Below are 23,320 nucleotides of genomic sequence, written 5' to 3' on the forward strand. Positions count from 1 at the left end.
AAAGGGCGAAGCTTTCACTAACCTTTCAGTCGCCTTTCAATGTTTTCGGGCTTCACAGCGCAGGCCGCGCCTGTAAACTCCCCGGCAAAGCGTGGCGCCGACCACCCCCGAACGAGGTAAAAACCCATGCGTGTCCTTCTGGTCGAAGACCATTTGCAGCTAGCCGAAAGTGTCGCCCAGGCGCTCAAGAGCACGGGTTTGACCGTCGACGTGTTGCACGACGGAGTGGCGGCGGACCTGGCCTTGAGCAGCGAGGAATACGCGGTGGCGATTCTCGATGTGGGCCTGCCGCGCATGGACGGTTTCGAAGTATTGGCGCGCCTGCGGGCCCGTGGGAAAAATCTGCCGGTGTTGATGTTGACCGCACGCAGCGATGTGAAAGACCGCGTGCATGGCCTCAACCTGGGGGCGGATGACTACCTGGCCAAGCCGTTCGAACTGACGGAGCTGGAGGCCCGGGTCAAGGCGCTGCTGCGCCGTAGCGTGCTGGGCGGTGAGCGGCAACAGGCGTGTGGCGTGCTGATTTACGACCTGGATACGCGGCGCTTCACCCTGGGTGGTGAACTGCTGACCCTGACCTCCCGCGAGCAGGCGGTGCTTGAGGCGCTGATCGCGCGTCCTGGCCGGGTGATGAGCAAGGAGCAACTGGCCTCCCAGGTGTTTGGCCTGGATGAAGAGGCCAGCCCCGATGCCATCGAAATCTACGTGCACCGCCTGCGCAAGAAACTCGATGGCCAGCCTGTGGCCATCGTCACCTTCCGTGGCCTGGGGTACCTGCTGGAAGCCCGCGATGCATAAGCCCAGCAGCCTGCGCTGGCGCCTGCTGTGGAACCTGGCGCTGTTGCTGGTGGTGTTGATGATTGCCAGCGGCTTGAGCGCTTACTGGAATGGGCGCGAGGCGGCGGACACGGCTTACGACCGCACGCTGTTGGCCTCGGCGCGGACCATTGCGGCCGGCCTGTCCCACCGCGACGGTACCTTGAGTGCCGATGTGCCCTACGTCGCCCTGGATACGTTCGCCTACGACAGCGCCGGGCGGATCTACTACCAGGTCAACGATATTCACCAGAAGCTGATTTCCGGCTACGAAAACCTGCCGGGCCCGCCGCCGGGAACTCCACGCACCGATGACTATCCGGCGCTGGCGCGCTTTTATAACGCCAGGTATCAAGGCCAGAACGTGAGAGTGGTCAGCCTGCTCAAGGCAGTCTCCGAACCGAACATGAACGGCATGGCGGAAATCCGCGTGGCCGAAACCGACGAAGCGCGGGTGGCGATGGCGCGCAGCCTGATGGCCGATACCTTGCTGCGCCTGGGGATGCTGGCCATCGGTGCATTGTTGTTGGTGTTCTTTGCCGTGAGTGCGGCGCTGCGGCCGTTGGAGCGCTTGCGCACGGCCGTGGAAGAGCGTCAGCCCGATGACCTGCGGCCATTGCCGCTGGTGGAGGTGCAGCATGAATTGGGCCCGCTGGTACATGCGCTCAACCATTTCACCGAACGCCTGCGCGGGCAGTTCGAGCGCCAGGCACAGTTTATTGCCGATGCCGCCCATGAGCTGCGCACTCCGTTGGCAGCGCTCAAGGCACGCTTGGAGCTTGGCCTGCGTGCCGAAGACCCGGCTACCTGGCGCACCACCCTGGAAACCGCAGCCCAGGGCACTGATCGCCTGACTCACCTGGCCAATCAATTGCTCTCGCTGGCGCGCATCGAAAACGGCGCCCGGGCGATTGCCGAAGGCGGGGCGCAGTTGCTGGACCTGAGCCAGTTGGCTCGCGAGCTGGGCATGGCCATGGCGCCGCTGGCCCATGCGCGTGGCGTGGCCCTGGCGCTGGAGGCGGATGAACCGGTGTGGCTGCGGGGCGAGCCCACCTTGTTGAACGAGTTGTTGAGCAACCTGGTGGACAACGCCCTGGCCCACACGCCCCCGGGCGGCAACGTGATCCTGCGGGTCACGGCGCCGGCGGTACTTGAGGTGGAAGATGACGGCCCGGGCATCCCGCTGGATGAGCGGGACCGAGTGTTCGAGCGCTTCTATCGGCGCAGCCAGCAGGGCTTGGGGGCGGGCTTGGGGTTGGCGATTGTTGGCGAGATCTGCCGGGCACACCTGGCGCAGATCAGCTTGCATGACGGAGAGTTGGCGGGGTTGAAAGTGCGGGTCAGTTTTATCGCGGGGTAATCAGTAGAACATTGACCGTGCTTCATCCAGCTCGGCGCGCAAGGTGTCGCTGTAGGGGTCGAGTCGCAGTTTCTTGATCGCAGGTACCGTCGATATCGGTACGCTGGCCAGCGGGTGGTCAGTGTCGCGGTGGCAATACAACACGGCGACCTGCACCAGGTCGATATAGTCCAGGCGCTCGGAGTCGCGCTCAAGGTTCATGTACTGCGCCGGCAGGTTCACCAGCATTTCCGGGAAGTCCCAGCGCCGCAGCAGCTTGTCCCCCAGCAACGGGTGGATGCTTTCAATCACGTGATCGAGGCTGACCGGATCGGACAGCAGTTCATAGTGATCTTCGGCGAAGGTCAGGATCGGTAGCACGCCAATCTGGTGCACCAGCCCACCCAGCGCCGCCTGGTCAGGCTTCAACTGGCTGTGGTTGCGGCACAACGCATAGCTCACGCCGGCCACTTCCAGGCTGCGCCGCCAGACGTCGCGCATCTTCTGTTCGACCACTTCGGAACGGGCGTGGAAGATCTGTTCCATCACCAGGCCGATCGCCAGGTTGCTGCTGTAGTTGGTGCCCAGGCGGGTGATGGCGGTGTGCAGGTCGGTGACTTCCTGGGTCGCGCGCAACAGCGGGCTGTTGACCACTTTGATCAGCCGTGCCGACAAGGCGGTGTCGCGGCCGATCACTTTGCTCAGGTGGCTGATGCTGATGTCCGGGTCTTCGGCGGCCTGGCGAATGTTCAGGGCCACTTCCGGCAGCGTTGGCAGAACCAGGTCATCGTTATCGATGGCCACAACCAACGCCTGTTGGACTTTTTCCGCCAGCTTGTTCATTCAAGATCTCTAGGGTGTAGCAAAAAGGTACGACGATCAGCGCTGGATCTCGCGATCACGGTCCAGCTGGTAGGGCAGGTCGAGCAGCTGAAGGCCCGGGCCTTCCAGCGTGCCCACATGCACATCGCCACTCTCTGCTGCTTCGGCTTGCAGCACCGCTAGAAGTTCAATCGCCTGATCGGCACGGGCGGCAAGCACCACCTCGCCGATGGCGCTGTTGTGATTCGGGGAAAACAGTGGGGTGCCGGGCTCAGGCAGCTCGCCGGCATTCAGGCTAAGACGATACAGGCGACGCTTGAGTTTGCCCAAATACTGCATGCGCGCGACGATTTCCTGGCCGGTGTAGCAGCCTTTCTTGAAGCTGACGCCGCCGACGGCTTGCAGGTTGAGCATCTGCGGGATGAACAGTTCGCGGGTCTGGGGCATGACCTGGCCGATACCGGCACGGATCTGGCCCAGCAGCCATTGGTTCAGTTCACCTTCGTTCAATTGTGCGGCGAGTTGGCCGTGCAGGGTTTGAGCTTGGGCGGCGGGGGCCCAGAGTTCGGCACGGCCCGGCGATACGCGGATGGCGATCAAGTCGTCGCTGCGCACCACGCTGTCGGTCTCGGCGGGTAGTTGGAGGCCGAGGCCGGCCAGTACCTGATCGGCATCCGACACACCGAAACGCGCCCAGGCAGCGCTTTCGTCGGTGAGTTTGGATTTGGAGAACACGGCGTACTTTTTCAGGTCCGCCAGTTGTGGCTCCAGCAGTTCGGTGGCCATGGCCAGCAGCACGCCATCGCCTTGCAGCAGGATGCGGAAGCTCGACTGCATGCGCCCTTTCTGGGTGCAGCGCGCGCCCAGGCTGGCCTGGGTGTCACTCAGGTAGTTAAGGTTGCAGGTCAGTTGTCCCTGGAGGAACTTGGCAGCGTCGGAACCGCGGACGGCGAGAACGCCTTCGTGGGACAGGGGGCAGAAAAAAGCAGAGTCAGCCATGGGTCATCGCAGGTTAAAAAGTCATGAGTGCATCATAGAGGGGCGCCCGGCAAATGGATAGTTTCCGTATGGCCGACCAAAGCCGACTGTTCCAGGCAGCTTCGGCCTGTATACTTGCGCTCTATTTGAGGAGCGCTCCATGGTCGAAGATGTAGAACTCAATCGCCTCTACTGGCACAGCCGCCGCGGCATGCTTGAACTGGACGTGTTGCTGGTACCGTTCGTCAGGGAGGTCTATCCGCACCTCAACGACGTCGACCGCGACTGCTACCGCAAGCTGCTGGAATGCGAGGATCAGGACATGTTCGGCTGGTTCATGGAACGCGCCGAATCGGAAGACCCGGAGCTGCAGCGCATGGTTCGGATGATTCTGGATCGTGTCCAGCCCAAGTAATACGTTCGAATGCCGCTGGCACGCCTCCGGGCAGTTGCTGGCGGCTTATCTTTTCGCCCAGGCGTTCGCACTGGGTGCGCTGTGGTTTCTCGATGTGTCCCCGTGGTTCGGAGCCTTTGGCGCCTTGTTGTGCCTGGCCCATGCCGGTTGGGTATTGCCGCGTCATATCCTGCTGACTCACCGTTCGTCGATCCGTGGCCTGCGCCGCGACGAGGATGGCTGGCAACTGTGGAGCGCCGCGCGTGGCTGGCACAGCGTGCAACTGCGCCCCGACAGCCTGGCGTTGCCGTTGATCGTGGTGCTGCGCTTTCGGGTGCAGGGTGACTGGCGGGTGCGTTCGATCTGCGTGCCACGGGATTCGCAGGCTACCGATGTGCATCGGCGCCTGCGGGTGCGCTTGAAGTTCAGCCGCCGTAGGTGGTTGGCACCAGAATAGTGTCGCGCGCTTCGGGCAGCATTTGCGGGTAGTCGAGGGTGTAATGCAATCCCCGGCTTTCCTTGCGCTCCATGGCCGAGCGGATCATCAGTTCCGCCACCTGGGCCAGGTTGCGCAGCTCAATCAGGTCGCGGCTGACTTTATAGTTGCTGTAGAACTCGTCGATCTCATCCAGCAACAGTCGAACCCGGTGCTGCGCCCGCGCCAGGCGCTTGTTGGTGCGCACGATGCCCACGTAGTCCCACATGAAGCGCCGCAACTCGTCCCAGTTGTGGGCGATGATCACGTCTTCGTCCGAATCGGTCACCTGGCTGGCGTCCCAGCGGGGCAGGGCGGCCGGCACCGGGATGCGCGGCAGCTGTTCAAGGATGTCGGCGGCGGCGGAGCGGGCGTACACGAAACACTCCAGCAACGAATTGCTGGCCATGCGGTTGGCGCCGTGCAGGCCGGTGAAGCTGGTTTCGCCAATGGCGTACAGGCCGGGCACGTCGGTGCGGCCGTTCTGGTCGACCATCACGCCGCCGCAGGTGTAGTGCGCCGCCGGGACGACCGGGATCGGGCCCTTGGTGATGTCGATATTGAACGCCAGGCAGCGCTCGTAGACCGTCGGGAAATGGGTCTTGATGAAGGCTTCAGGCTTGTGGCTGATGTCCAGGTAGACGCAGTCGATGCCCAGGCGCTTCATTTCATGGTCGATGGCCCGGGCGACGATGTCCCGCGGGGCCAGTTCTGCTCGTGGGTCGAAGCGCTGCATGAAACGTTCGCCGTTGGGCAGCTTCAGGTGTGCGCCTTCGCCGCGCAGGGCTTCGGTGATCAGGAAGCTCTTGGCCTGCGGGTGATACAGGCAGGTGGGGTGGAACTGATTGAATTCCAGGTTCGCCACCCGGCAGCCCGAACGCCAGGCCATGGCGATGCCGTCACCGCAGGCGCCGTCGGGGTTGCTGGTATAGAGGTAGACCTTCGCTGCGCCGCCCGAGGCGAGAATGGTGAAGCGCGCGCCGTAGGTGTCGACTTCGCCGCTGGCCCGGTTGAGCACGTAGGCGCCGAGGCAGCGTTCGCCCGGCAGGCCAAGGCGCTTTTCGGTGATCAGGTCGACGGCGACCCGCTGTTCCAGCAGTTCGATGTTGGGGCGTTGCCGGGCCTGGGCGAGCAGGGTCTTGAAGATCGCGGCGCCGGTGGCGTCGGCGGCATGGATGATCCGCCGATGGCTGTGGCCGCCTTCGCGGGTCAGGTGGAACTCGAAGCCGCCGTCGTCGGTACCGGAATGTTCGTCGCGGGTGAAGGGCACGCCCTGGTCGATCAGCCACTGGATGGCTTCGCGGCTATGCTCGACGGTGAAGCGCACCGCCTCTTCATTGCACAGGCCGCCGCCGGCATTCAGGGTGTCTTCGACGTGGGATTGCACCGTGTCGGTGTCATCGAGCACCGCGGCGACACCGCCCTGGGCCCAGAACGTCGAGCCATTGGCGAGGTCGCCCTTGCTCAGTACGGCTATGCGCAGGTGGCCCGGCAAGGTCAGTGCAAGGCTCAAGCCCGCGGCGCCGCTGCCAATCACCAGGACATCGTGTTGAAACTGTTGGCTCATTTGAAGGATTCCGCAAAAAGCGATCCGTAGGGGGGCGCAAACAGGACGCCTGGATCGGCGAATCAAAGGGTGACACGGCCCACTAGTATATAGAGGGGGGGAGCGGCACAATAGCCGGGCATTCGTGGCATTGTGAGACTACGGGCAACGAACTGCACGGCTTTCATGAAACGGACAGCGATTAGGATGGGAACTTTTTGCATAGGCCCCGACTCAATAGCAGGATGCCCGAAAGCTGGGAACACGCTGGATTTGCTGAGCTGCGTCTGTGTCAGGCGCGTCAGGAAACTGGCGACAGATTATTCGCGCAGCCGGCATTGCCCGCGCTGCGTTTTTCGTGTGTGCCAAATCAGTGCGCGCCGGAAACTTGCTTGGAGGGGGAGAACTTTTGCGAAAAGTCCGAGTCTATGTTTGCAAGCCTGATCGATTAGTTATGCAAGCCTCCTTCAAGTACAACGAGGAGTGTTCATGCTAACCCAGGAAGAGGATCAGCAGCTGGTCGAGCGCGTTCAACGCGGCGACAAGCGGGCATTTGATCTGCTAGTGCTGAAATACCAGCACAAAATTCTCGGGTTGATCGTGCGGTTTGTGCACGACACCCATGAAGCGCAGGACGTTGCACAGGAAGCCTTTATCAAGGCGTACCGTGCACTCGGTAATTTCCGCGGTGACAGTGCGTTTTACACGTGGCTGTATCGCATCGCCATTAACACGGCGAAGAACTATCTGGTTTCTCGCGGTCGCCGCCCGCCGGATAGTGATGTTAGTTCGGAAGATGCTGAATTTTATGATGGTGATCACGGCCTCAAGGATCTCGAGTCGCCGGAGCGTGCATTGCTGCGCGACGAGATCGAAGGAACCGTCCATCGCACTATTCAACAACTGCCAGAAGATTTGCGTACGGCGTTAACTTTACGTGAATTCGATGGTCTGAGTTACGAAGACATTGCGAGCGTCATGCAATGTCCGGTGGGTACCGTACGCTCCCGGATCTTCCGGGCTCGGGAAGCCATCGATAAAGCCCTGCAGCCGTTGTTGCAGGAAAACTGAGACAGCGGCGACAGCCAAGAGAGGAACCGCCATGAGTCGTGATGCCCTGCAGGAATCGCTGTCCGCAGTGATGGATAACGAAGCGGATGAACTGGAACTTCGTCGAGTGCTTAATGCATTTGATGATGCCGAAACCCGTGATACCTGGTCTCGTTACCAAGTCGCTCGGGCGGTGATGCACAAGGATCTTCTAATCCCTCGTCTGGATATTGCTGCGGCCGTTTCTGCTGCACTGGCTGATGAAGCCGTTCCGGCAAAAGCTGCTCGCGGTCCTTGGCGTAGCCTGGGCCGTCTGGCAGTCGCTGCTTCGGTGACCGTCGCTGTATTGGCAGGTGTTCGCCTGTACAACCAGGACGAAATCGCCGGTGCCGAACTGGCCCAGCAGACCCAGCAACCGGTCATGGCCGGCCCGCAGGTTAAGGGTCCAGCCGTACTGGCCGGCTACAAGGAAAGCTCCGATACCACCGGGCCTATGGCCAACGGTGTACTTCAAGGGCAATCCGGCTGGCAGGATCAGCGTCTTCCAGGCTACCTGCGCCAACACGCACAGGAATCGGCCTTGAAAGGCACTGAAAGCGCTCTGCCTTACGCTCGCGCTGCAAGCCTGGAAAACCGCTAGTCCGCCAAGGAGCTTTATGCGCGCCATACCGCTCCTTGCGCTTTTGCTCAGTGGCTGGTTTGCAGTCCCCGCCCATGCCGATGAAGCCCAAGACTGGCTGACGCGTCTTGGGCGGGCGGAGCAGCAGCAAAGCTTTCAGGGCACCTTCATCTACGAGCGTAACGGTAGTTTTTCTACCCATGACATCTGGCATCGTGTCCAGAATGGTCAGGTCCGTGAGCGGCTTTTGCAGCTCGATGGTTCTGCCCAGGAAGTCCTGCGCGTCGATGGCCGTACCCAATGCGTGAGCGGCACGCTGGTTGCCGGGCTTGGGGGCTCCCCCAATACCTCTGCGCGTACCCTTGATCCGCAAAAACTCAAAGCGTTCTACGATCTTGCCGTCATCGGCAAATCGCGCGTGGCCGGTCGGAATGCGGTGATCGTCTCCGTGACCCCCCGCGATCAATACCGTTATGGTTTTGAGCTGCATCTGGATCGTGAAACTGCGCTGCCATTGAAGTCATTGTTGCTTAACGACCAGGGCCAGTTGCTGGAGCGTTTCCAGTTCACCCAGCTCAATACATCGGTGCCTGACGATCGTGATTTGCAGCCCAGTGGCGAATGCACGCCGGTGGCGGTGACCAACGCCAAGGCCCCGGAGGTCGAGATCCCTCAGGATTGGCGCCTCGACTGGTTGCCACCAGGCTTTCAGCTGGTCAACAGCAGTGCCCATAAAGACTCCCACACCAAGGTAACCGTCAGCAGTCTGATGTATGACGATGGTCTGGCGCGTTTTTCGGTATTCCTGGAGCCGCTTAACGGTGCGACCGTAAACGAGACCCGCACCCAGTTGGGCCCGACAGTCGCCGTTTCACGGCGGTTGAATACCCTGGAAGGCGAGGTGATGGTGACCGTCGTCGGCGAGATCCCGATTGGCACCGCCGAGCGAATTGCGCTGTCACTACGCAGTGGCACCGTGCCCGCCAAGCCTTGAGTTGTTAATCCTATGTTCATCCTGATATTTCAATGTTGCGCAGGAGATAGTCGATGCCTGCCTCTGCCGAGAGCATGAAATGTCTGGATCATTTTTTTCACTTGCTAATATCCCCTATGTTTTTTATAGGTCAGGGCTTAACGGCCCTGGCCTTGTTTTGTTCGCGGAACAAAAATGTCGGTCGCAGTTTTCGGCGTTTATTGAACCCTGTCGCTCAACCCTGCTCGTCGTAACGGGAGCTGTATGTCGATACCACGTTTGAAGTCTTACCTATCCATAGTCGCCACGGTGCTGGTGCTGGGTCAGGCGGTTACCGCGCAAGCGGCCGAGCTGCCTGACTTCACCCAACTGGTGGAGCAGGCGTCGCCTGCCGTGGTGAACATCAGTACTACGCAGAAGCTGCCGGATCGTAAGGTCTCCAACCAGCAGATGCCCGACCTGGAAGGCCTGCCGCCGATGCTGCGGGAGTTCTTCGAACGCGGCATGCCCCAGCCGCGCACGCCGCGTGGCGGTGGTGGCGGCCAGCGTGAGGCCCAGTCCCTGGGCTCGGGCTTCATCATCTCGCCTGACGGCTACATCCTCACCAACAACCACGTGATTGCCGACGCCGACGAGATCCTGGTGCGCCTGGCGGACCGCAGTGAGCTGAAAGCCAAGCTGGTGGGCACCGACCCACGTTCCGACGTGGCCCTGCTGAAAATCGAAGGCAAGGACCTGCCGGTGCTGAAACTGGGCAAATCCCAGGACCTGAAAGCCGGCCAATGGGTCGTCGCCATCGGTTCGCCGTTTGGTTTTGACCATACTGTGACCCAGGGTATCGTCAGCGCCATCGGTCGCAGCCTGCCGAACGAAAACTACGTGCCGTTCATCCAGACCGACGTGCCGATCAACCCGGGCAACTCCGGCGGTCCGTTGTTCAACCTGGCGGGTGAAGTCGTTGGCATCAACTCGCAGATCTACACCCGCTCCGGTGGTTTCATGGGCGTTTCGTTCGCGATTCCGATCGATGTGGCCATGGACGTATCCAACCAGCTGAAAACCGGTGGCAAAGTCAGCCGCGGCTGGCTGGGCGTGGTGATCCAGGAAGTGAACAAGGACCTGGCTGAATCCTTCGGTCTCGACAAGCCGGCCGGTGCCCTGGTCGCGCAGATCCAGGACGATGGCCCTGCTGCCAAAGGTGGCCTGCAAGTCGGTGACGTGATCCTGAGCATGAACGGCCAGCCGATCGTCATGTCTGCGGACTTGCCACACCTGGTGGGCGCGCTCAAGGCCGGCAGCAAGGCCAAGCTGGAAGTGATTCGTGACGGCAAGCGCCAGAACGTCGAACTGACCGTCGGTGCTATCCCGGAAGAAGGCGCGGCGCTGGATGCGCTGGGCAACAGCAAGCCAGGTGCCGAGCGCAGCAGCAATCGCCTGGGCATTGCTGTAGTCGAGTTGACCGACGAACAGAAAAAGAGCTTCGACCTCAAGAGCGGTGTAGTGATCAAGGAAGTCCAGGACGGTCCTGCCTCCCTGATCGGCCTGCAACCAGGTGATGTCATCACCCACCTGAACAACCAGGCTATCAACTCCACCAAAGAGTTCACCGACATCGCCAAGGCGCTGCCGAAGAACCGTTCGGTGTCGATGCGCGTCCTGCGTCAGGGGCGTGCCAGCTTCATTACCTTCAAACTGGCCGAGTAATCCGCTAGTCCAATAAAAAGCCCCGCTCTCGATGTTCGAGAGCGGGGCTTTTTTGTGGCTGAAAGGTTTAGCCCATCATGTCTTTGACCATGCGTTCCTGGTCGATCAGTTCACGCTGGCGTGCGTCGATACGTGACGAAAGCGGGAAGTTGCTGCCGGCGCGACGCTTGGCGAAATCCAATTGCTGGATGGCCTGCTTGAAATCTCCCACCAGCGCGAAGTACTCGGCGCGGGCCTGGTGCAGGCCGATGATATTGCCCGACAAGCCACGGGTTTCCGCAACCTGGTACCAGACGTCCGGATCGTCCGGGCGAGACTTCAACAATCCTTCCAGGGCTTTTTCCGCGTCAGCGTTGCGGTTCTGCTTGAGCAGCAGATCCACACGAACCTGGTTCAGCGGATAGTTGCCTGGATATTGCGTCAACATTCGGTCCGTACGCTGCTGGGCATCCGGCAGGCGATTGTTGGTCATGTCCAGCTCGATCTGCGCCAGGTTGTAGGTGATGTCGTTGGGCGCCTTGGCCAGCAGCGGCTTGAGGTTTTCCCGGGCCAGGTTGAACTGGGCACCCTTGATCTGAGCGATGGCGAGGCCATAACGCGCGATATCGTTCTTCGGATTTTCATCCAGCTGGGCCTGGAAACGTTTGGCGGCCAGCCCCGGGGTGTCTTCGTAATACAGTTGCACTCGAGCACGGATCAGTTGATAGCGCAGGCTGTCCTCAATGCCACCCAGCTTGGCTTGCTCCGCACGGTTGCGGGTGTCGGCGATCCGCGATTCGGTTACCGGGTGAGTCAGCAGGAATTCAGGCGGCTTGGCATCGAAACGGTACTGGCGCATCAAGCGCTCGAACATGGTTGGCATGGACCGTGGGTCGTAGCCGGCTTTCTCCAGGTTGAGAATGCCGATGCGGTCAGCCTCTTGCTCGTTTTGCCGGGAAAAGCGCCGTTGCTCCTGGATCGCGGCGGCCTGGCTGCCGGCGATCGCGGCAATGCCCGCATCGCCTGCGCCAGCGGCGGCAGCGATGATGCCGCCGAGCAGCGCAGCCATCATCGGGATCTGCATGCGCTGCTGTGCTTCCACGCCTCGTGCGAAGTGACGTTGGGACAAGTGAGCCAATTCGTGGGCCAGTACCGAGGCATATTCGCCTTCGGTCTGGGCGTTGAGGAACAGGCCGCCGTTGACCCCGACGATGCCACCCGGTGCGGCAAAGGCGTTCAACTGCGGGCTGTTGATCAGAATGAATTCCAGGCGCCGGTCATTGACCTGGCTGGTTTCCACCAGCTTATAAACGCTGGATTCGACGTAATCCTTGAGCTGCGGGTCGTTGAGTTGCGAGACCTGGCCACGCAGGTAGGCCAGCCATGCCCGACCCAGATCGTATTCCTGTTTTGGCGAGACAATGGCAGAACTGGCGTCGCCAAGTGACGGCAGGTCGTCGGCGAAGCCTGGAGAGGCAAGCAGGCAAGCCAGCGTCAGCAGGGTAGGGCGCAAAAAAGTCATGCACAAAGCCTTTCGACAAAGAGCTTACTGTAGCCGGACACTGAGCTTCGGACCAGATATTCTAAGCGCCCTCGACGCCCACCCGGAGTTAGACCATGACCGACGCTGTAGCCTTCGATGCCGAACTGGATGCCAGTGGCCTTAACTGCCCGCTGCCCTTGCTCAAGGCCAAGCTGGAGCTCAATCGGCTGGCCAGCGGCGCGGTGCTCAAGGTGATCGCCACGGACGCTGGCTCCCAGCGGGACTTTCGTACGTTTGCCAAGCTGGCCGGCCACACCCTGCTGCATGAAGAAGACGAAGCGGGCGTCTATCGTTACTGGTTGCGCAAGGCCTGAATCGCTTGAATATGCTGTCCTTATCGCCTGAGGTTTATTGATGTTCAAAGTGTTACGTGACTGGATTCAGCGCTACTTCTCCGACGAAGAAGCCGTGGTGCTGGCCGTCCTGCTGTTTCTTGCCTTTACGGCCGTGCTCACTTTGGGCGGCATGCTGGCGCCGGTACTGGCGGGGATGGTGCTGGCGTACCTGATGCAAGGCCTGGTCTCCATCCTGGAGCGTCTGCGCTTGCCGGGTGGGGCAGCGGTGGGTCTAGTGTTTGCCTTGTTCATGGGGCTGTTGCTGGTATTTATCGTGATCGTGGTGCCTTTGCTGTGGCACCAGTTGATCACCTTGTTCAACGAGCTACCGGGCATGCTCGCCAAGTGGCAGTCATTGCTGCTGCTGTTGCCTGAGCGCTATCCGCACCTGGTGTCGGACGAGCAGGTCCTGCAGGCCATTGAGGTGGCTCGCGGCGAAATCGGAAAGTTCGGACAATGGGCGCTGACCTTTTCCCTTTCGAGCTTGCCGCTGCTGGTCAACATCATGATCTACCTGGTACTGGTGCCGATCCTGGTGTTTTTCTTCCTCAAGGACCGCGAGATGATCGGTCGCTGGGTGCGTGGCTATCTGCCCCGTGAGCGTGCGCTGATTACCCGGGTCGCCGAGGAAATGAACCGGCAGATTGCCAACTACATCCGCGGCAAGGTTATCGAGATTTTTATCTGCGGTGGCGTCACTTACATCGGTTTTGTCGCGCTGGGGCTTAACTACGCTGCCCTGTTGGCGCTGCTGGTGGGTGTTTCAGTGGTGGTGCCATACGTTGGCGCGGTGGTGGTGACGGTGCCGGTGATGTTGATCGCGCTGTTCCAGTGGGGCTGGAGTGATCAGTTCATCTACCTGATGGCGGTGTACGGCATCATCCAGGTGCTGGACGGCAACGTGCTGGTGCCGCTGCTGTTCTCCGAGGCGGTGAACCTGCATCCGGTGGCGATCATCTGTGCGGTGTTGTTGTTTGGCGGGTTGTGGGGCTTCTGGGGGGTGTTCTTTGCGATTCCCCTGGCGACGCTGTTCAAGGCGGTGCTGGATGCCTGGCCTCGGCAGGAGCCTGTTGTAGCGCCGTTACTCTGATATTTGTGGTGCCGGTGCATGGCCTCATCGCGGGCAAGCCCGGCTCCCACATTGACTGAGTTGTCCTGTCGAACAATGATCACAGGTGGGAGCTGGCTTGGCTGCGATAGCTATTTCAAAGCCAGCAGGTGAATCAAGCCTGGTTCAGCGCCTGCGCCGCTTCGAGCACTGCATCCACATGGCCCGGCACTTTCACACCGCGCCATTCCTGGCGCAGTACGCCATTCTTGTCGATCAGGAAGGTGCTGCGATCAACACCCAGGTATTCCTTGCCATACAGCTTCTTCAGCTTGATCACATCAAACAGCTGGCAAACCGCTTCGTCCTTGTCGCTGATCAGCTCAAAGGGGAATTCCTGCTTTGCCTTGAAGTTCTCGTGGGACTTCACGCTGTCCCGGGACACGCCAAACACCTCGGTGTTGGCCGCCTTGAACGCAGCATGCTGGTCACGGAAGCCCTGGCCTTCAGTGGTGCAGCCCGGGGTGCTGTCTTTCGGGTAGAAGTAGATCACCACTTGCTTGCCCTTGAGCCCGGCGAGGCTGAAGGTTTGCCCGCTGGTGGCCTGGGCTTCGAAGTCGGCTACCGGTTGGTCGATCACTACAGACATGAAGACTTCCTTACATAGGGTTCTGTGGGCGCCAAGGCTCGATCAGTGCGTCGAGGTTCAGGGCATCGGCGAAATCCAGGAACTGGTCGCGCAGCCAACTGATCTGCACGCCGGCCGGCAAGGTCACGGTAAAGGTCGCGTTGAGCATGGTGCCGCCGGTCTGCGGAGCCTGATAGGTGTCGCAGGTCAGGTTTTCCAGCTCGACGTTGTGGTCGATAAAGAACTGGCACAGCTCGTTGACGATGTCCGAGCGGTAGGCCGAACTGACATAGGCCACGTAGGGCAGGGCCTGCGGACGGTTTTCCAGGGCGGCGCTGCGCACCACGTTGACCGTGAAGTCATGCTTCTTCGCCAAACCCGGTAAACCGGTTTCAAGGCGGGCCAGGGCATCCCAGGTCCCGGAAATCTGCAGGACCAGCGCACTGCACTCGCCATGGCGGGTCAGGCGGGAGGTCACGACGGCGCAGCGGTTTTCATGGCTGGCGCGGCACAGGACGTTAGTCAGCTCCATGGGGTTGGCGCCGAGGGCACTGATGACAAGGAATTGTTCGCGGACTGTGGGGGTGGACATGCAGCCTTCCTAAAGCGATGAGCGGTCGATACGATGCAAGCGGTATCAATCAAAGGATGAAGGGTAGCGAAAACCATCGCCAAGGGCTAGGAGGTGGCGTTTTCATTACGTAATCAGCTTCATCAAACCCCGCTTTGGCAGAATGATGGCGCTGCCGCGAACTAAGTTGATCCAGAACGCATCCTCAGGCGGTACTTCGCTTGTACAAGCATCTTGGCGCCAGTACCATTACCGCTCTCTTTTTCCGGCAGGAGCGGTTGCATGATTGCGGGCAGTATGGTGGCACTGGTCACACCCATGGATGCACAAGGTAATCTCGACTGGGACAGCCTGGGCAAACTGGTGGACTTCCACCTGCAAGAGGGCACCAACGCCATCGTGGCGGTCGGCACCACAGGTGAATCGGCCACACTGGATGTGGAAGAACACATCGAAGTGATCGAGTTCGTGGTCAAGCGCGTTGCAGGGCGCATTGCTGTCATCGCCGGCACGGGCGCCAATTCGACCCGCGAAGCGATCGAATTGACCAGCAACGCCAAGAAAGCCGGCGCCGATGCCTGCCTGCTGGTGACGCCGTACTACAACAAGCCGACCCAGGAAGGCCTGTACCTGCACTTCCGCGCCGTTGCCGAAGCAGTCGATATCCCGCAGATCCTCTACAACGTACCCGGTCGCACCGCCTGCGACATGAAGGCCGAGACCGTGATCCGCCTGTCCACCGTACCGAACATCATCGGTATCAAGGAAGCCACCGGTGACCTGCAGCGTGCCAAGGACATCCTGGCCGGCGTCAGCAGCGACTTCCTGGTGTATTCCGGTGACGACGCCACGGCGGTCGAGCTGATCCTGCTGGGCGGCAAAGGCAACATCTCGGTGACTGCCAACGTTGCACCGCGCGCCATGAGCGAGCTGTGTGCCGCGGCCATCGCCGGTGATGCGGTCAAGGCCCGGGCGATCCACGAACAACTGGCACCGCTCAACAAAACCCTGTTTATCGAATCCAACCCTATCCCCGTGAAATGGGCGCTGCATGAGATGGGCCTGATGCCGGACGGTATCCGTCTGCCGCTCACCTGGCTCAGCGAAGCCTGTCACGAACCGCTGCGACAGGCCCTGCGCCAGTCCGGCGTCCTGGTTTAATTGAGGAAGCACTACGCATGAAGCGATTGGCCGGACTTTCCGCACTTGCCTTGATTATCTCCAGCACCAGTGGCTGCGGTTGGATCTGGGGCCCGGAAGGCTACTTCCGCGACCGCGGTAGCGATTACCTGGAAGCCCAACAAACCGCCCCGATGAAATTGCCGTCGGACGTCAATGTCGCCAAGCGCCTTGACCCGTTGCTGCCGATTCCGCGCAACGTGGCCGACGACACCGTCAAGGGTGAATACGAAGTGCCGCGTCCACAGCCGTTGTCGGCCGTGGCCGATGCCAGCGACTACAGCCTGCAGAAGAGCGGCGACACCCGTTGGGTCATGGCCCAGCGCCCACCTGCCGAAGTCTGGCCGGTGGCCGTGCAGTTCTTCCAGGACAACGGTTTCCGCATTGACGAACAACGCCCGCAGACCGGTGAATTCACCACCGCGTGGCAGCACACCAGCGAACTGTCGGCATCCATGGCCAAGCGCCTGCAGGCCGGTGGTGTAGCCAATGACAGCGAAGCCCGCATCCGCGTGCGTATCGAGCCAGGCGTGCAACGCAACACCAGTGAAGTCTACGTAGTCAGCGCCGAGCGTCCTGCCGGCAGCACCGCCAACGTCGACTTCACCCCACGTTCGGTCAACACCGGCGTGGACGCTGCCCTGGTCGACGAAATGCTCGCCAGCATGAGCCGTATTTCCGAGAAGGGCGGTTCCGTCTCCCTGCTCGCCGCCGGTAGCTTTGACACACCTAGCCGCGTCAGCCTCAGCGAAGACGGCAGCGGCAACGTGGTGCTCAACCTGGGTGAAGACCTGGACCGCGCCTGGTCGAGTGTCGGCCGCGCGCTGGAGCACGGCGAATGGCGCGTTGAAGACATCAACCGCAGCCTGGGCCTGTACTACATCAACCTGGCCGAAAAAGCCGAGAAGAAAGACGACGAGCCAGGTTTCTTCAGCAAGTTGTTCGGCAGCAAGCCGACCAAGGAAGAGATCGAGACCCGCGCCGAGCGTTACCAGGTTCGTTTGAGCAAGGTAGGCGAAAGCGTGCAAGTCACCGTCGAGAAAAACATCAACACCGTGGCGCCGGCAGAAGTGGCGCGCAAAGTGTTGGGCGTGATTCAGGACAACCTGGGCTGATCCGATGCGTTTTGCCGTTCTCGGCAGCGGTAGCCAAGGGAACGGCACGCTTGTAGCCCACGACGACACGTACGTCCTGGTGGATTGTGGTTTCTCCCTGCGGGAAACCGAGCGGCGCCTGCTGCGCCTGGGGGTTCACCCCACGCAGCTGAGCGCGATTCTGGTGACCCACGAACATGCCGACCACGTGCATGGCGTGGGTTTGCTGTCTCGGCGCTACAATCTTCCGGTGTACCTGAGTCGCGGCACCTTGCGCGGGATGCGCAAACCGATTGAGCCCGCAGGTTTGCTGGCCGGTGGCGAACAATTGCAGATCGGTGCCTTGAGCATCGATGTGATTGAAGTGGCCCACGATGCCCAGGAACCGACGCAATACGTATTCAGTGACGGTGAACGGCGTTTTGGCCTGCTCACTGACCTGGGTTCGTACTGCGCCAAGGTGCTGGACGGTTACCGGGACCTCGACGCATTGATGATCGAGTCCAACCACTGCCGTGACCTGCTTGCGCGTGGCCACTACCCGGCCTTTCTCAAGCAGCGGGTCGGCGGGCAGTTTGGACATTTGAACAACCACCAGGCGGCGTACCTGGTGTATGAGTTGGGCTGGCAAGACCTGCAACACCTGGTCCTGGCCCACCTGAGCAGCAAGAACAACCTGCCGCAGCTGGCCCGGCAATGTTTTGTCGACACCCTTGGGTGCGACCCGGACTGGCTGCAACTGGCCGATCAAGATTCAGGGCTCGACTGGCGACACATCGCCTAGCCCACCTACTTAGCAAGCGGAGCCCATCATGGAAAAACGTGAAGAACTCTACCGCGGCAAAGCCAAATCGGTTTACAAGACCGACGACGCCAACCGCTTGATCCTGCTGTTTCGCAACGACACCTCGGCGTTCGACGGCAAGCGCATCGAACAGCTCGACCGCAAAGGCATGGTGAACAACAAGTTCAACGCCTTCATCATGCAGAAACTCGAAGCGGCCGGCATTCCGACCCAATTCGACAAACTGCTGGGCGACAACGAATGCCTGGTGAAAAAACTCGACATGATCCCGGTCGAGTGCGTCGTGCGTAACTATGCGGCCGGCAGCCTGGTGAAGCGTTTGGGCGTGGAGGAGGGCCTCAAGCTCAACCCCTACACCTTCGAGCTGTTCCTGAAAGACGACGCCAAGGGTGACCCGTTCATCAACGAATCCCACGTGGTGGCATTTGGTTGGGGCACCGCTGAGCAACTGGCTCGCATGAAGGAGCTGTCGCTGAAGGTCAACGACGTCCTGAGCAAACTGTTCGACGACGCCGGCCTGCTGCTGGTGGACTTCAAACTGGAATTCGGCGTGTTCCACGACGGCTCCATCGTCCTGGGCGACGAATTCAGCCCGGACGGCTGCCGCCTGTGGGACAAAGACACTCGCAAGAAGATGGACAAAGACCGCTTCCGCCAGGGCCTCGGTGACGTTATCGAAGCCTACGAAGAAGTCGCCAACCGTCTCGGCGTACCGCTGTAATCGACGCAAGCATCTGATAGCACGGAAAAAAATCGCTTTTGCGCTTTGCTTCCAGGAAACAGGCTGTTATGATGCGCGCCGTTGGAGAGATGCCAGAGTGGCCGAATGGGACGGATTCGAAATCCGTTGTACCTTCACCGGTACCTAGGGTTCGAATCCCTATCTCTCCGCCATTATTGAAAAATGAAAAACCCCCGATAACTTCAATGTTGTCGGGGGTTTTTTGCTTTCAGTCAGAAACTGCATACTGAATTCTGCTACGGTCTTCGTTAATTGGCGCTTCGGACATCGGTCATGAATTTTAAAAAAGTACTGGCGCATTTGCAGGCTGAAGTTCCCGAGCTATTGGCTGTGTATGTGTTCGGTAGCCAAGTGACGGGTGAGGCAGGTAGTGAGAGTGATCTGGATGTTGCGGTCCTTTCTGCGGGAGTGGTCGAGCCTTTATTGCTATGGCAGCTGTCTGGGGAGTTGGCTGATATCGTTGGAGTTCCCGTCGACTTGCTTGATTTGCGCGCAGCCTCAACGGTAATGCAATACCAAGTATTGACCACTGGGCGTCGGCTCTGGTCCGGGAACGTCCAGGCGGGTCTATTCGAGAGCTACGTCCTGAGCGAAAAAACCGCGCTGGACACGGCAAGGGCTGAGTTGTTGGCGGATATCCAGAAGGAAGGGAAAGTTTATGGTCGATGATGTTCTCATCAATAAAGCAGCCAGCATTGAGCGGTGCGTTGCTCGCGCCCGTCAGGAATACGATAAGGATCCCACCAGCTTCGCCACAGATTTCACGCGCCAGGATGCGGCGATTTTTAATATTCAGCGTGCCTGTGAGGCAGCGCTGGACATGGGCCAACACTTGATTCGTCGTGAGCGCCTGGGTGTTCCACAAGGAGCTCGTGACGTGTTTGAGTTGTTATGTCAGGGCGGTTGGGTCAATCCTGCGTTGCTGACCAACCTGAAGAACATGGTCGGGTTCCGTAACATTGCTGTTCACGAGTACCAGACGCTTCAATTGCCGATTACTGTAGCGATCATTACAAAACACCTGGATGAGTTTCTAGCATTTAGTTCGCATATTTTGACCAAGGATGCGGGGTTGGAAAATAAACAAGTCTAATCTGTAAATTTTCCATCCCTCTGAATAAGTTTTCCTGCTGCGGTGTTCACCACACAGACCACTCAGGAAACGCCCATGAACAATCCCGCCGACCGCTACGACCGCCTGACCCGCACCTTCCACTGGCTGACCGCCGCCCTGGTGATCTTCATGTTCGCCAGCGCCCACGTCTGGGAAAACCTGGAAAAAGGCACGCCACTGCGCAAGGGCCTGCAATCGGTCCATATCTCCCTGGGCATCGCCATGGCGGTGCTGATCGCTGCACGTATCCTCTGGCGTGTGTTCGGCGGCAATCACCCAAAGGCCGACAATCACCCTGCGCTTAACGTGGCCGCCAAAATCGCCCACGGCTGTCTATACCTGTTGTTACTGACGCAGGTGACCCTGGGCTTCCTGTTCCGCTGGGCCCAGGGCGAGCCCTTCAACTTTTTCGGACTGTTCCCGGTGCCAGCGCCTTTTGTGATCGATCACGAATTGCGAGGCACTCTGGGTGGCCTGCACAACAATGTCGCCTGGGCGATCATCGTACTCGCCGGGCTGCATGCCTGCGCCGCGCTGTGGCATCACTACATCCAGCGCGACAGCACGTTGCGCCGCATGCTGCCGGCCCCTCGTGGCGATCTTCCCTACTGAGTTTGCTGCTGTACTTTCCCTATCGTTACGGAGCATGAATGCCATGAAGAATCGTCCCGAGCACGCCGTTGGTTACCGCACCGCTTTGTTCTTTGGCGCCTGTATGGCCGCCGCGCTATTGGCCGGCCAGGCCCATGCCTCCGGTGACGAATCGGCGCCGCCCAAGCCCAACTGCCCCAAAGGCCAGGTCTGGGATACCAAGACCGGCAAGTGCGTGCTGCAAACCAGCAAGGCCACGTCGGACGCCGACCGCACCGACTACGCCTATCGCCTGGCCAAGGACGGGCGTTATGAAGAAGCCTTGTCACTGCTCGACACCCTGCAAAACCCGAACACCGCCAAGGCCCTGAACTACCGCGGCTACGCCACCCGCAAACTGGGGCGCACCGATGAAGGCATCAGCTACTACCTGAAGTCCGTGGCACTGGACCCCAACTACGCACAAGTCCGTGAGTACCTGGGGGAAGCCTACGTCATCAAGGGCCGTGTGGACCTGGCCCAGGAGCAACTGGTGAAGATCAAGGCGTTGTGCAGCACCACCTGCGAAGAGTACGAAGACCTGGCTGAAGCCATCGCCGCCGCGCCTCAGGCTTGAAGCTGTGAGCGAACAGCCGGGAGATTGCCATCACCACAGACGCTGAGTTGCGCCGAGAGTTGAGCCAGCTGTTGCCACGTTTATGGCGATACGGGCTGGTGCTGTCGCGACAAAAGCATGTGGCTGATGACCTGGTGCAAGCCACCTGCGTGCGGGCGTTGGAGCGTGCAGGCCAGTTCGTGGCTGGCACGCGGCTGGACCGCTGGTTGCTGACGATCATGCATTCGATCTGGCTTAACGAATTGCGCGCCCAGCGAGTACGGCAAGGGCAGGGGTTTGTCGACGCCGAGCAGGCGTTGTCGTTCGACGGTGAAGCCCTGGCTCAGGACCAGGTCCTGGCCGCGCAGGTGATCAAGCGCGTCAATGCATTACCCGAAGCGCAGCGGGAGACTGTTTTTCTGGCCTACGTCGAAGGCCTCTCATACAAGGAAATTGCCGAAGTCCTGCATATTCCCGTAGGAACGGTGATGAGCCGGTTGGCCGCTGCACGCATGAAGCTGGCTGAAACTGCGCACTCAAGCGGCTTGTTGGATAAATCGAGCGGAGAACGACGATGACTCAAAATACACCACCGTCGGATGAACTGCTGGTGGCTTACCTGGACGGTGAGTTAGACCCTCAGCAGCGCCAGCTTATCGATAACCTGCTGGGGATCGATCCTGCCGTGACAGCCCGCTTGGAACTGCTCAAGCGCGGCCACTTGCCGTTCAAATCAGCCTTCGATTCGGTTCTCGATCAAGCCCCTACAGAGCGTTTGCAGGTGATGCTCGATGCGTTGCCGCCGGCACAAACACCGACCCTGAGTCGACGCAAATTTCTCGCGGTAGCAGCAAGCTTTGCGGTGGCAGGTGTGGTCGCTGATCGATTGTTCATGACCTGGCCCCGGCCTGAGCCCGGTTCGGGCTGGCGTGCCTCGGTGGCCGAATACATGGCGCTGTATACGCCCCAGACCCTGGAAAACCTCAGCGCCGATCCCGACTCCCATATCGCCCAGCTGAGTTCGGTCGGGACCCAGCTCGGCCTGTCGTTGAACCCGGATGCAGTACACCTGCCTGGCGCCGAATTTCGCCGCGCACAAATCCTTGATTATGACGGCGTACTGATCGGCCAACTGACCTACCTCGACGCGCGCCACGGCCCGCTGGCGCTGTGCATTACGGCGGCGAAAAAAGGTGCGGTGGCCATGGCCACCGAACAGCGCCGGGGCATGAACGTGGTGTTTTGGTCCAGCCCGTCCCATGCGTTCATGTTGATTGGCAGAAACCCGTTCGAGGATTTGCAGATCATGGCGCGCAGTGCCGAGAAGGCTTTGTCGGCATAGCGTCAATGAGACGATGAGGGCGTCTGCAACGCCCGCCACCGAGCCGGCGTCGTCCCCTCCCAGGAACGAAACGCACGATAAAACGAGTTGGTATCTTCATAGCCCACCAGGCACGCGATCTCGTCTATCTCAATTGACGGCTCGGTGAGCAGATGCCGCACCACTTCCTGGCGGGTTTCCAGCATCAGTTGCCGAAAACTGGTGCCGGCCTCGGTAATGCGCCGTTGCAACGTGCGTTCGCTCATGCCCAGCTCCCGCGCTACCTCGACCATCTCGGGGCGGCCACTGGCCAGGAAGCGCTTGAGGGTGATCTTGACCTGATGGCTGATGCTGGCCGGTGTCGAGGCCTCGGCAAGCGCTGCCACCAGGCCCGGGTTCAGCATTTCGAGCATTTGCGGGTTGTACCCCGGAAAAGGTCGGTCCAGATCGGCGGCGTCCAGTATCAGCGCGTTGCGCCCGGCACCAAAACGCACGGAGCAACCGAAAAACTCGGCCAGTGCACGGCTGCCATCGTCCGGGCGAACCAGTTCGACCTGCAGGGGAGTGATCTGCGTCCGTGCTCCCCTTCGCCCCAATTCAACAAACGTCGCAAACGCCGCATCCACCAGCAGCGCAGGCGGTAATTCTGGCGTGTGCAACCAGTCGATGGTCACCGTACAGGCACGGCCATCCTCGCAAACCAGCAGGCGCTCGGGTGTGCACAATTGCTTGAAGCGGGCGAGGCGGTGCAGGCCATCGCGATAATCCCGGGCGATAAAAGCGGCAAAGCTGGAGGGTGGAAGCGCGGTGATATCCAGCCGCGTCACCAGTAATATCCCGACAGCCGGATCAGGATTAAGTATGCGCACCGCCTCCCACAAGCGAAAGAACTCCAGCGTCGTCACCTGCCGCCGGTCTCGCCGCTCGCGGATATGCAGGGTCATGGGCAAGCGTGCCTGACGCAACACCACCGACGGCTCCAGCCCGACGCTCTGCAGCGCCAGCCAGAACACATCCGGTATGTTGAAACGGGGTTGGGTCACGTCAGGCATGCGGCAC

The 23,320-nt window shown here is 60.4% G+C and carries 27 protein-coding genes and 1 tRNA gene; 21 read left to right on the forward strand and 7 right to left on the reverse strand.

What is annotated here, in order from left to right; all coding sequences use genetic code 11:
* Window positions 1-126: 126 nt before the first annotated feature.
* Together HX817_RS12575 and HX817_RS12580 are read left to right on the forward strand one after the other, a co-directional pair.
* A complete protein-coding gene (locus HX817_RS12575) occupies window positions 127-798 on the forward strand; it encodes a response regulator (protein ID WP_003212008.1) in 672 nt (223 codons plus the stop codon).
* A complete protein-coding gene (locus HX817_RS12580) occupies window positions 791-2,176 on the forward strand; it encodes a sensor histidine kinase (RefSeq protein ID WP_003212006.1) in 1,386 nt (461 codons plus the stop codon). Before HX817_RS12575 ends, HX817_RS12580 begins: the two co-directional genes overlap by 8 nt.
* On the opposite strand, the gene HX817_RS12585 is transcribed toward HX817_RS12580, so the two are convergent.
* Window positions 2,177-2,998 carry an HDOD domain-containing protein gene (locus HX817_RS12585; protein WP_177035873.1) on the reverse strand — a complete coding sequence of 274 codons (822 nt, stop codon included), beginning with the start codon at window positions 2,996-2,998 and terminating at the stop codon, window positions 2,177-2,179.
* 36 nt (window positions 2,999-3,034) lie between these two features.
* Entirely contained in the window at window positions 3,035-3,976 is a 942-nt protein-coding gene (locus tag HX817_RS12590) for a folate-binding protein YgfZ (protein WP_177040324.1), read from the reverse strand.
* A 139-nt stretch (window positions 3,977-4,115) separates the two neighbouring features.
* Between HX817_RS12590 and HX817_RS12595 the strand changes: the two genes are divergently transcribed.
* Together HX817_RS12595 and HX817_RS12600 are read left to right on the forward strand one after the other, a co-directional pair.
* Window positions 4,116-4,370: a succinate dehydrogenase assembly factor 2 gene (locus tag HX817_RS12595; RefSeq protein WP_003212000.1), complete on the forward strand. Its 255-nt coding sequence runs from the start codon at window positions 4,116-4,118 to the stop codon at window positions 4,368-4,370.
* Window positions 4,354-4,806: a protein YgfX gene (locus HX817_RS12600; protein WP_008437845.1), complete on the forward strand. Its 453-nt coding sequence runs from the start codon at window positions 4,354-4,356 to the stop codon at window positions 4,804-4,806. Before HX817_RS12595 ends, HX817_RS12600 begins: the two co-directional genes overlap by 17 nt.
* Here the strand turns inward: HX817_RS12600 and nadB are convergent.
* Complete coding sequence (gene nadB, locus HX817_RS12605; protein WP_003211997.1) at window positions 4,775-6,391, reverse strand: L-aspartate oxidase; 1,617 nt, start codon at window positions 6,389-6,391, stop codon at window positions 4,775-4,777. The two genes, HX817_RS12600 and nadB, sit on opposite strands and share 32 nt — an antisense overlap.
* Before the next feature lie 468 nt (window positions 6,392-6,859).
* On the opposite strand from nadB, the gene rpoE reads away from it, so the two are divergent.
* The 4 genes from rpoE (at window position 6,860) to HX817_RS12625 (ending at window position 10,716) form a co-directional block, all read left to right on the forward strand.
* On the forward strand, window positions 6,860-7,441 hold the full coding sequence (gene rpoE, locus HX817_RS12610; RefSeq protein ID WP_003172477.1) for an RNA polymerase sigma factor RpoE: 582 nt from the start codon (window positions 6,860-6,862) through the stop codon (window positions 7,439-7,441).
* Window positions 7,442-7,472: 31 nt separating this feature from the next.
* Entirely contained in the window at window positions 7,473-8,060 is a 588-nt protein-coding gene (locus tag HX817_RS12615; protein ID WP_003172479.1) for a sigma-E factor negative regulatory protein, read from the forward strand.
* Window positions 8,061-8,076: 16 nt separating this feature from the next.
* Window positions 8,077-9,033, forward strand: a complete 957-nt coding sequence (locus HX817_RS12620; protein ID WP_003211995.1) for a MucB/RseB C-terminal domain-containing protein — start codon at window positions 8,077-8,079, stop codon at window positions 9,031-9,033.
* Between the two features lie 243 nt (window positions 9,034-9,276).
* Window positions 9,277-10,716 carry a DegQ family serine endoprotease gene (locus tag HX817_RS12625; RefSeq protein ID WP_003211993.1) on the forward strand — a complete coding sequence of 480 codons (1,440 nt, stop codon included), beginning with the start codon at window positions 9,277-9,279 and terminating at the stop codon, window positions 10,714-10,716.
* Between the two features lie 67 nt (window positions 10,717-10,783).
* On the opposite strand, the gene HX817_RS12630 is transcribed toward HX817_RS12625, so the two are convergent.
* Window positions 10,784-12,217: a M48 family metalloprotease gene (locus HX817_RS12630; protein ID WP_003211991.1), complete on the reverse strand. Its 1,434-nt coding sequence runs from the start codon at window positions 12,215-12,217 to the stop codon at window positions 10,784-10,786.
* Window positions 12,218-12,312: 95 nt separating this feature from the next.
* Between HX817_RS12630 and HX817_RS12635 the strand changes: the two genes are divergently transcribed.
* Together HX817_RS12635 and HX817_RS12640 are read left to right on the forward strand one after the other, a co-directional pair.
* Window positions 12,313-12,552, forward strand: coding sequence for a sulfurtransferase TusA family protein (locus HX817_RS12635; protein WP_003211989.1), 240 nt, complete (start codon window positions 12,313-12,315; stop codon window positions 12,550-12,552).
* Between the two features lie 40 nt (window positions 12,553-12,592).
* Window positions 12,593-13,663, forward strand: a complete 1,071-nt coding sequence (locus HX817_RS12640; RefSeq protein WP_003211986.1) for an AI-2E family transporter — start codon at window positions 12,593-12,595, stop codon at window positions 13,661-13,663.
* Window positions 13,664-13,796: 133 nt separating this feature from the next.
* On the opposite strand, the gene HX817_RS12645 is transcribed toward HX817_RS12640, so the two are convergent.
* Both HX817_RS12645 and HX817_RS12650 read right to left on the reverse strand, forming a co-directional pair.
* On the reverse strand, window positions 13,797-14,270 hold the full coding sequence (locus HX817_RS12645) for a peroxiredoxin (RefSeq protein WP_003211984.1): 474 nt from the start codon (window positions 14,268-14,270) through the stop codon (window positions 13,797-13,799).
* A gap of 10 nt (window positions 14,271-14,280) precedes the next feature.
* On the reverse strand, window positions 14,281-14,841 hold the full coding sequence (locus tag HX817_RS12650; protein WP_003172487.1) for a glycine cleavage system protein R: 561 nt from the start codon (window positions 14,839-14,841) through the stop codon (window positions 14,281-14,283).
* Window positions 14,842-15,102: 261 nt separating this feature from the next.
* On the opposite strand from HX817_RS12650, the gene dapA reads away from it, so the two are divergent.
* The 11 genes from dapA (at window position 15,103) to HX817_RS12705 (ending at window position 22,282) form a co-directional block, all read left to right on the forward strand.
* Complete coding sequence (gene dapA, locus HX817_RS12655; RefSeq protein ID WP_003211981.1) at window positions 15,103-15,981, forward strand: 4-hydroxy-tetrahydrodipicolinate synthase; 879 nt, start codon at window positions 15,103-15,105, stop codon at window positions 15,979-15,981.
* A 17-nt stretch (window positions 15,982-15,998) separates the two neighbouring features.
* The gene (bamC, locus tag HX817_RS12660) at window positions 15,999-17,114 is read left to right on the forward strand and encodes an outer membrane protein assembly factor BamC (protein WP_102604223.1); all 1,116 of its coding nucleotides are present in this window, start codon (window positions 15,999-16,001) and stop codon (window positions 17,112-17,114) included.
* Between the two features lie 4 nt (window positions 17,115-17,118).
* Entirely contained in the window at window positions 17,119-17,877 is a 759-nt protein-coding gene (locus HX817_RS12665; RefSeq protein ID WP_008437853.1) for an MBL fold metallo-hydrolase, read from the forward strand.
* Between the two features lie 28 nt (window positions 17,878-17,905).
* Window positions 17,906-18,619 (forward strand): phosphoribosylaminoimidazolesuccinocarboxamide synthase, encoded by a 714-nt coding sequence (gene purC, locus HX817_RS12670; RefSeq protein WP_003211975.1) that lies wholly within the window; start codon window positions 17,906-17,908, stop codon window positions 18,617-18,619.
* A gap of 83 nt (window positions 18,620-18,702) precedes the next feature.
* Window positions 18,703-18,792, forward strand: a tRNA-Ser gene (locus HX817_RS12675).
* Between the two features lie 121 nt (window positions 18,793-18,913).
* Window positions 18,914-19,309 carry a nucleotidyltransferase domain-containing protein gene (locus tag HX817_RS12680; protein ID WP_087692601.1) on the forward strand — a complete coding sequence of 132 codons (396 nt, stop codon included), beginning with the start codon at window positions 18,914-18,916 and terminating at the stop codon, window positions 19,307-19,309.
* Entirely contained in the window at window positions 19,299-19,733 is a 435-nt protein-coding gene (locus HX817_RS12685; RefSeq protein ID WP_008437859.1) for a DUF86 domain-containing protein, read from the forward strand. The genes HX817_RS12680 and HX817_RS12685 overlap by 11 nt, the downstream gene beginning before the upstream one ends.
* Before the next feature lie 75 nt (window positions 19,734-19,808).
* The gene (locus HX817_RS12690) at window positions 19,809-20,366 is read left to right on the forward strand and encodes a cytochrome b (protein WP_087692600.1); all 558 of its coding nucleotides are present in this window, start codon (window positions 19,809-19,811) and stop codon (window positions 20,364-20,366) included.
* 43 nt (window positions 20,367-20,409) lie between these two features.
* Entirely contained in the window at window positions 20,410-20,961 is a 552-nt protein-coding gene (locus HX817_RS12695; RefSeq protein ID WP_017479232.1) for a tetratricopeptide repeat protein, read from the forward strand.
* A gap of 59 nt (window positions 20,962-21,020) precedes the next feature.
* Window positions 21,021-21,518: an RNA polymerase sigma factor gene (locus tag HX817_RS12700; protein WP_003211943.1), complete on the forward strand. Its 498-nt coding sequence runs from the start codon at window positions 21,021-21,023 to the stop codon at window positions 21,516-21,518.
* A complete protein-coding gene (locus HX817_RS12705) occupies window positions 21,515-22,282 on the forward strand; it encodes an anti-sigma factor (protein WP_177035877.1) in 768 nt (255 codons plus the stop codon). Before HX817_RS12700 ends, HX817_RS12705 begins: the two co-directional genes overlap by 4 nt.
* A 2-nt stretch (window positions 22,283-22,284) precedes the next feature.
* Here the strand turns inward: HX817_RS12705 and HX817_RS12710 are convergent, their stop codons facing one another.
* On the reverse strand, window positions 22,285-23,313 hold the full coding sequence (locus HX817_RS12710; RefSeq protein WP_003211939.1) for an AraC family transcriptional regulator: 1,029 nt from the start codon (window positions 23,311-23,313) through the stop codon (window positions 22,285-22,287).
* Window positions 23,314-23,320: the final 7 nt, after the last annotated feature.

Origin of the sequence: Pseudomonas sp. C6002 (assembly GCF_013385805.1) — a bacterium.
Taxonomy (GTDB): Bacteria; Pseudomonadota; Gammaproteobacteria; order Pseudomonadales; family Pseudomonadaceae; genus Aquipseudomonas.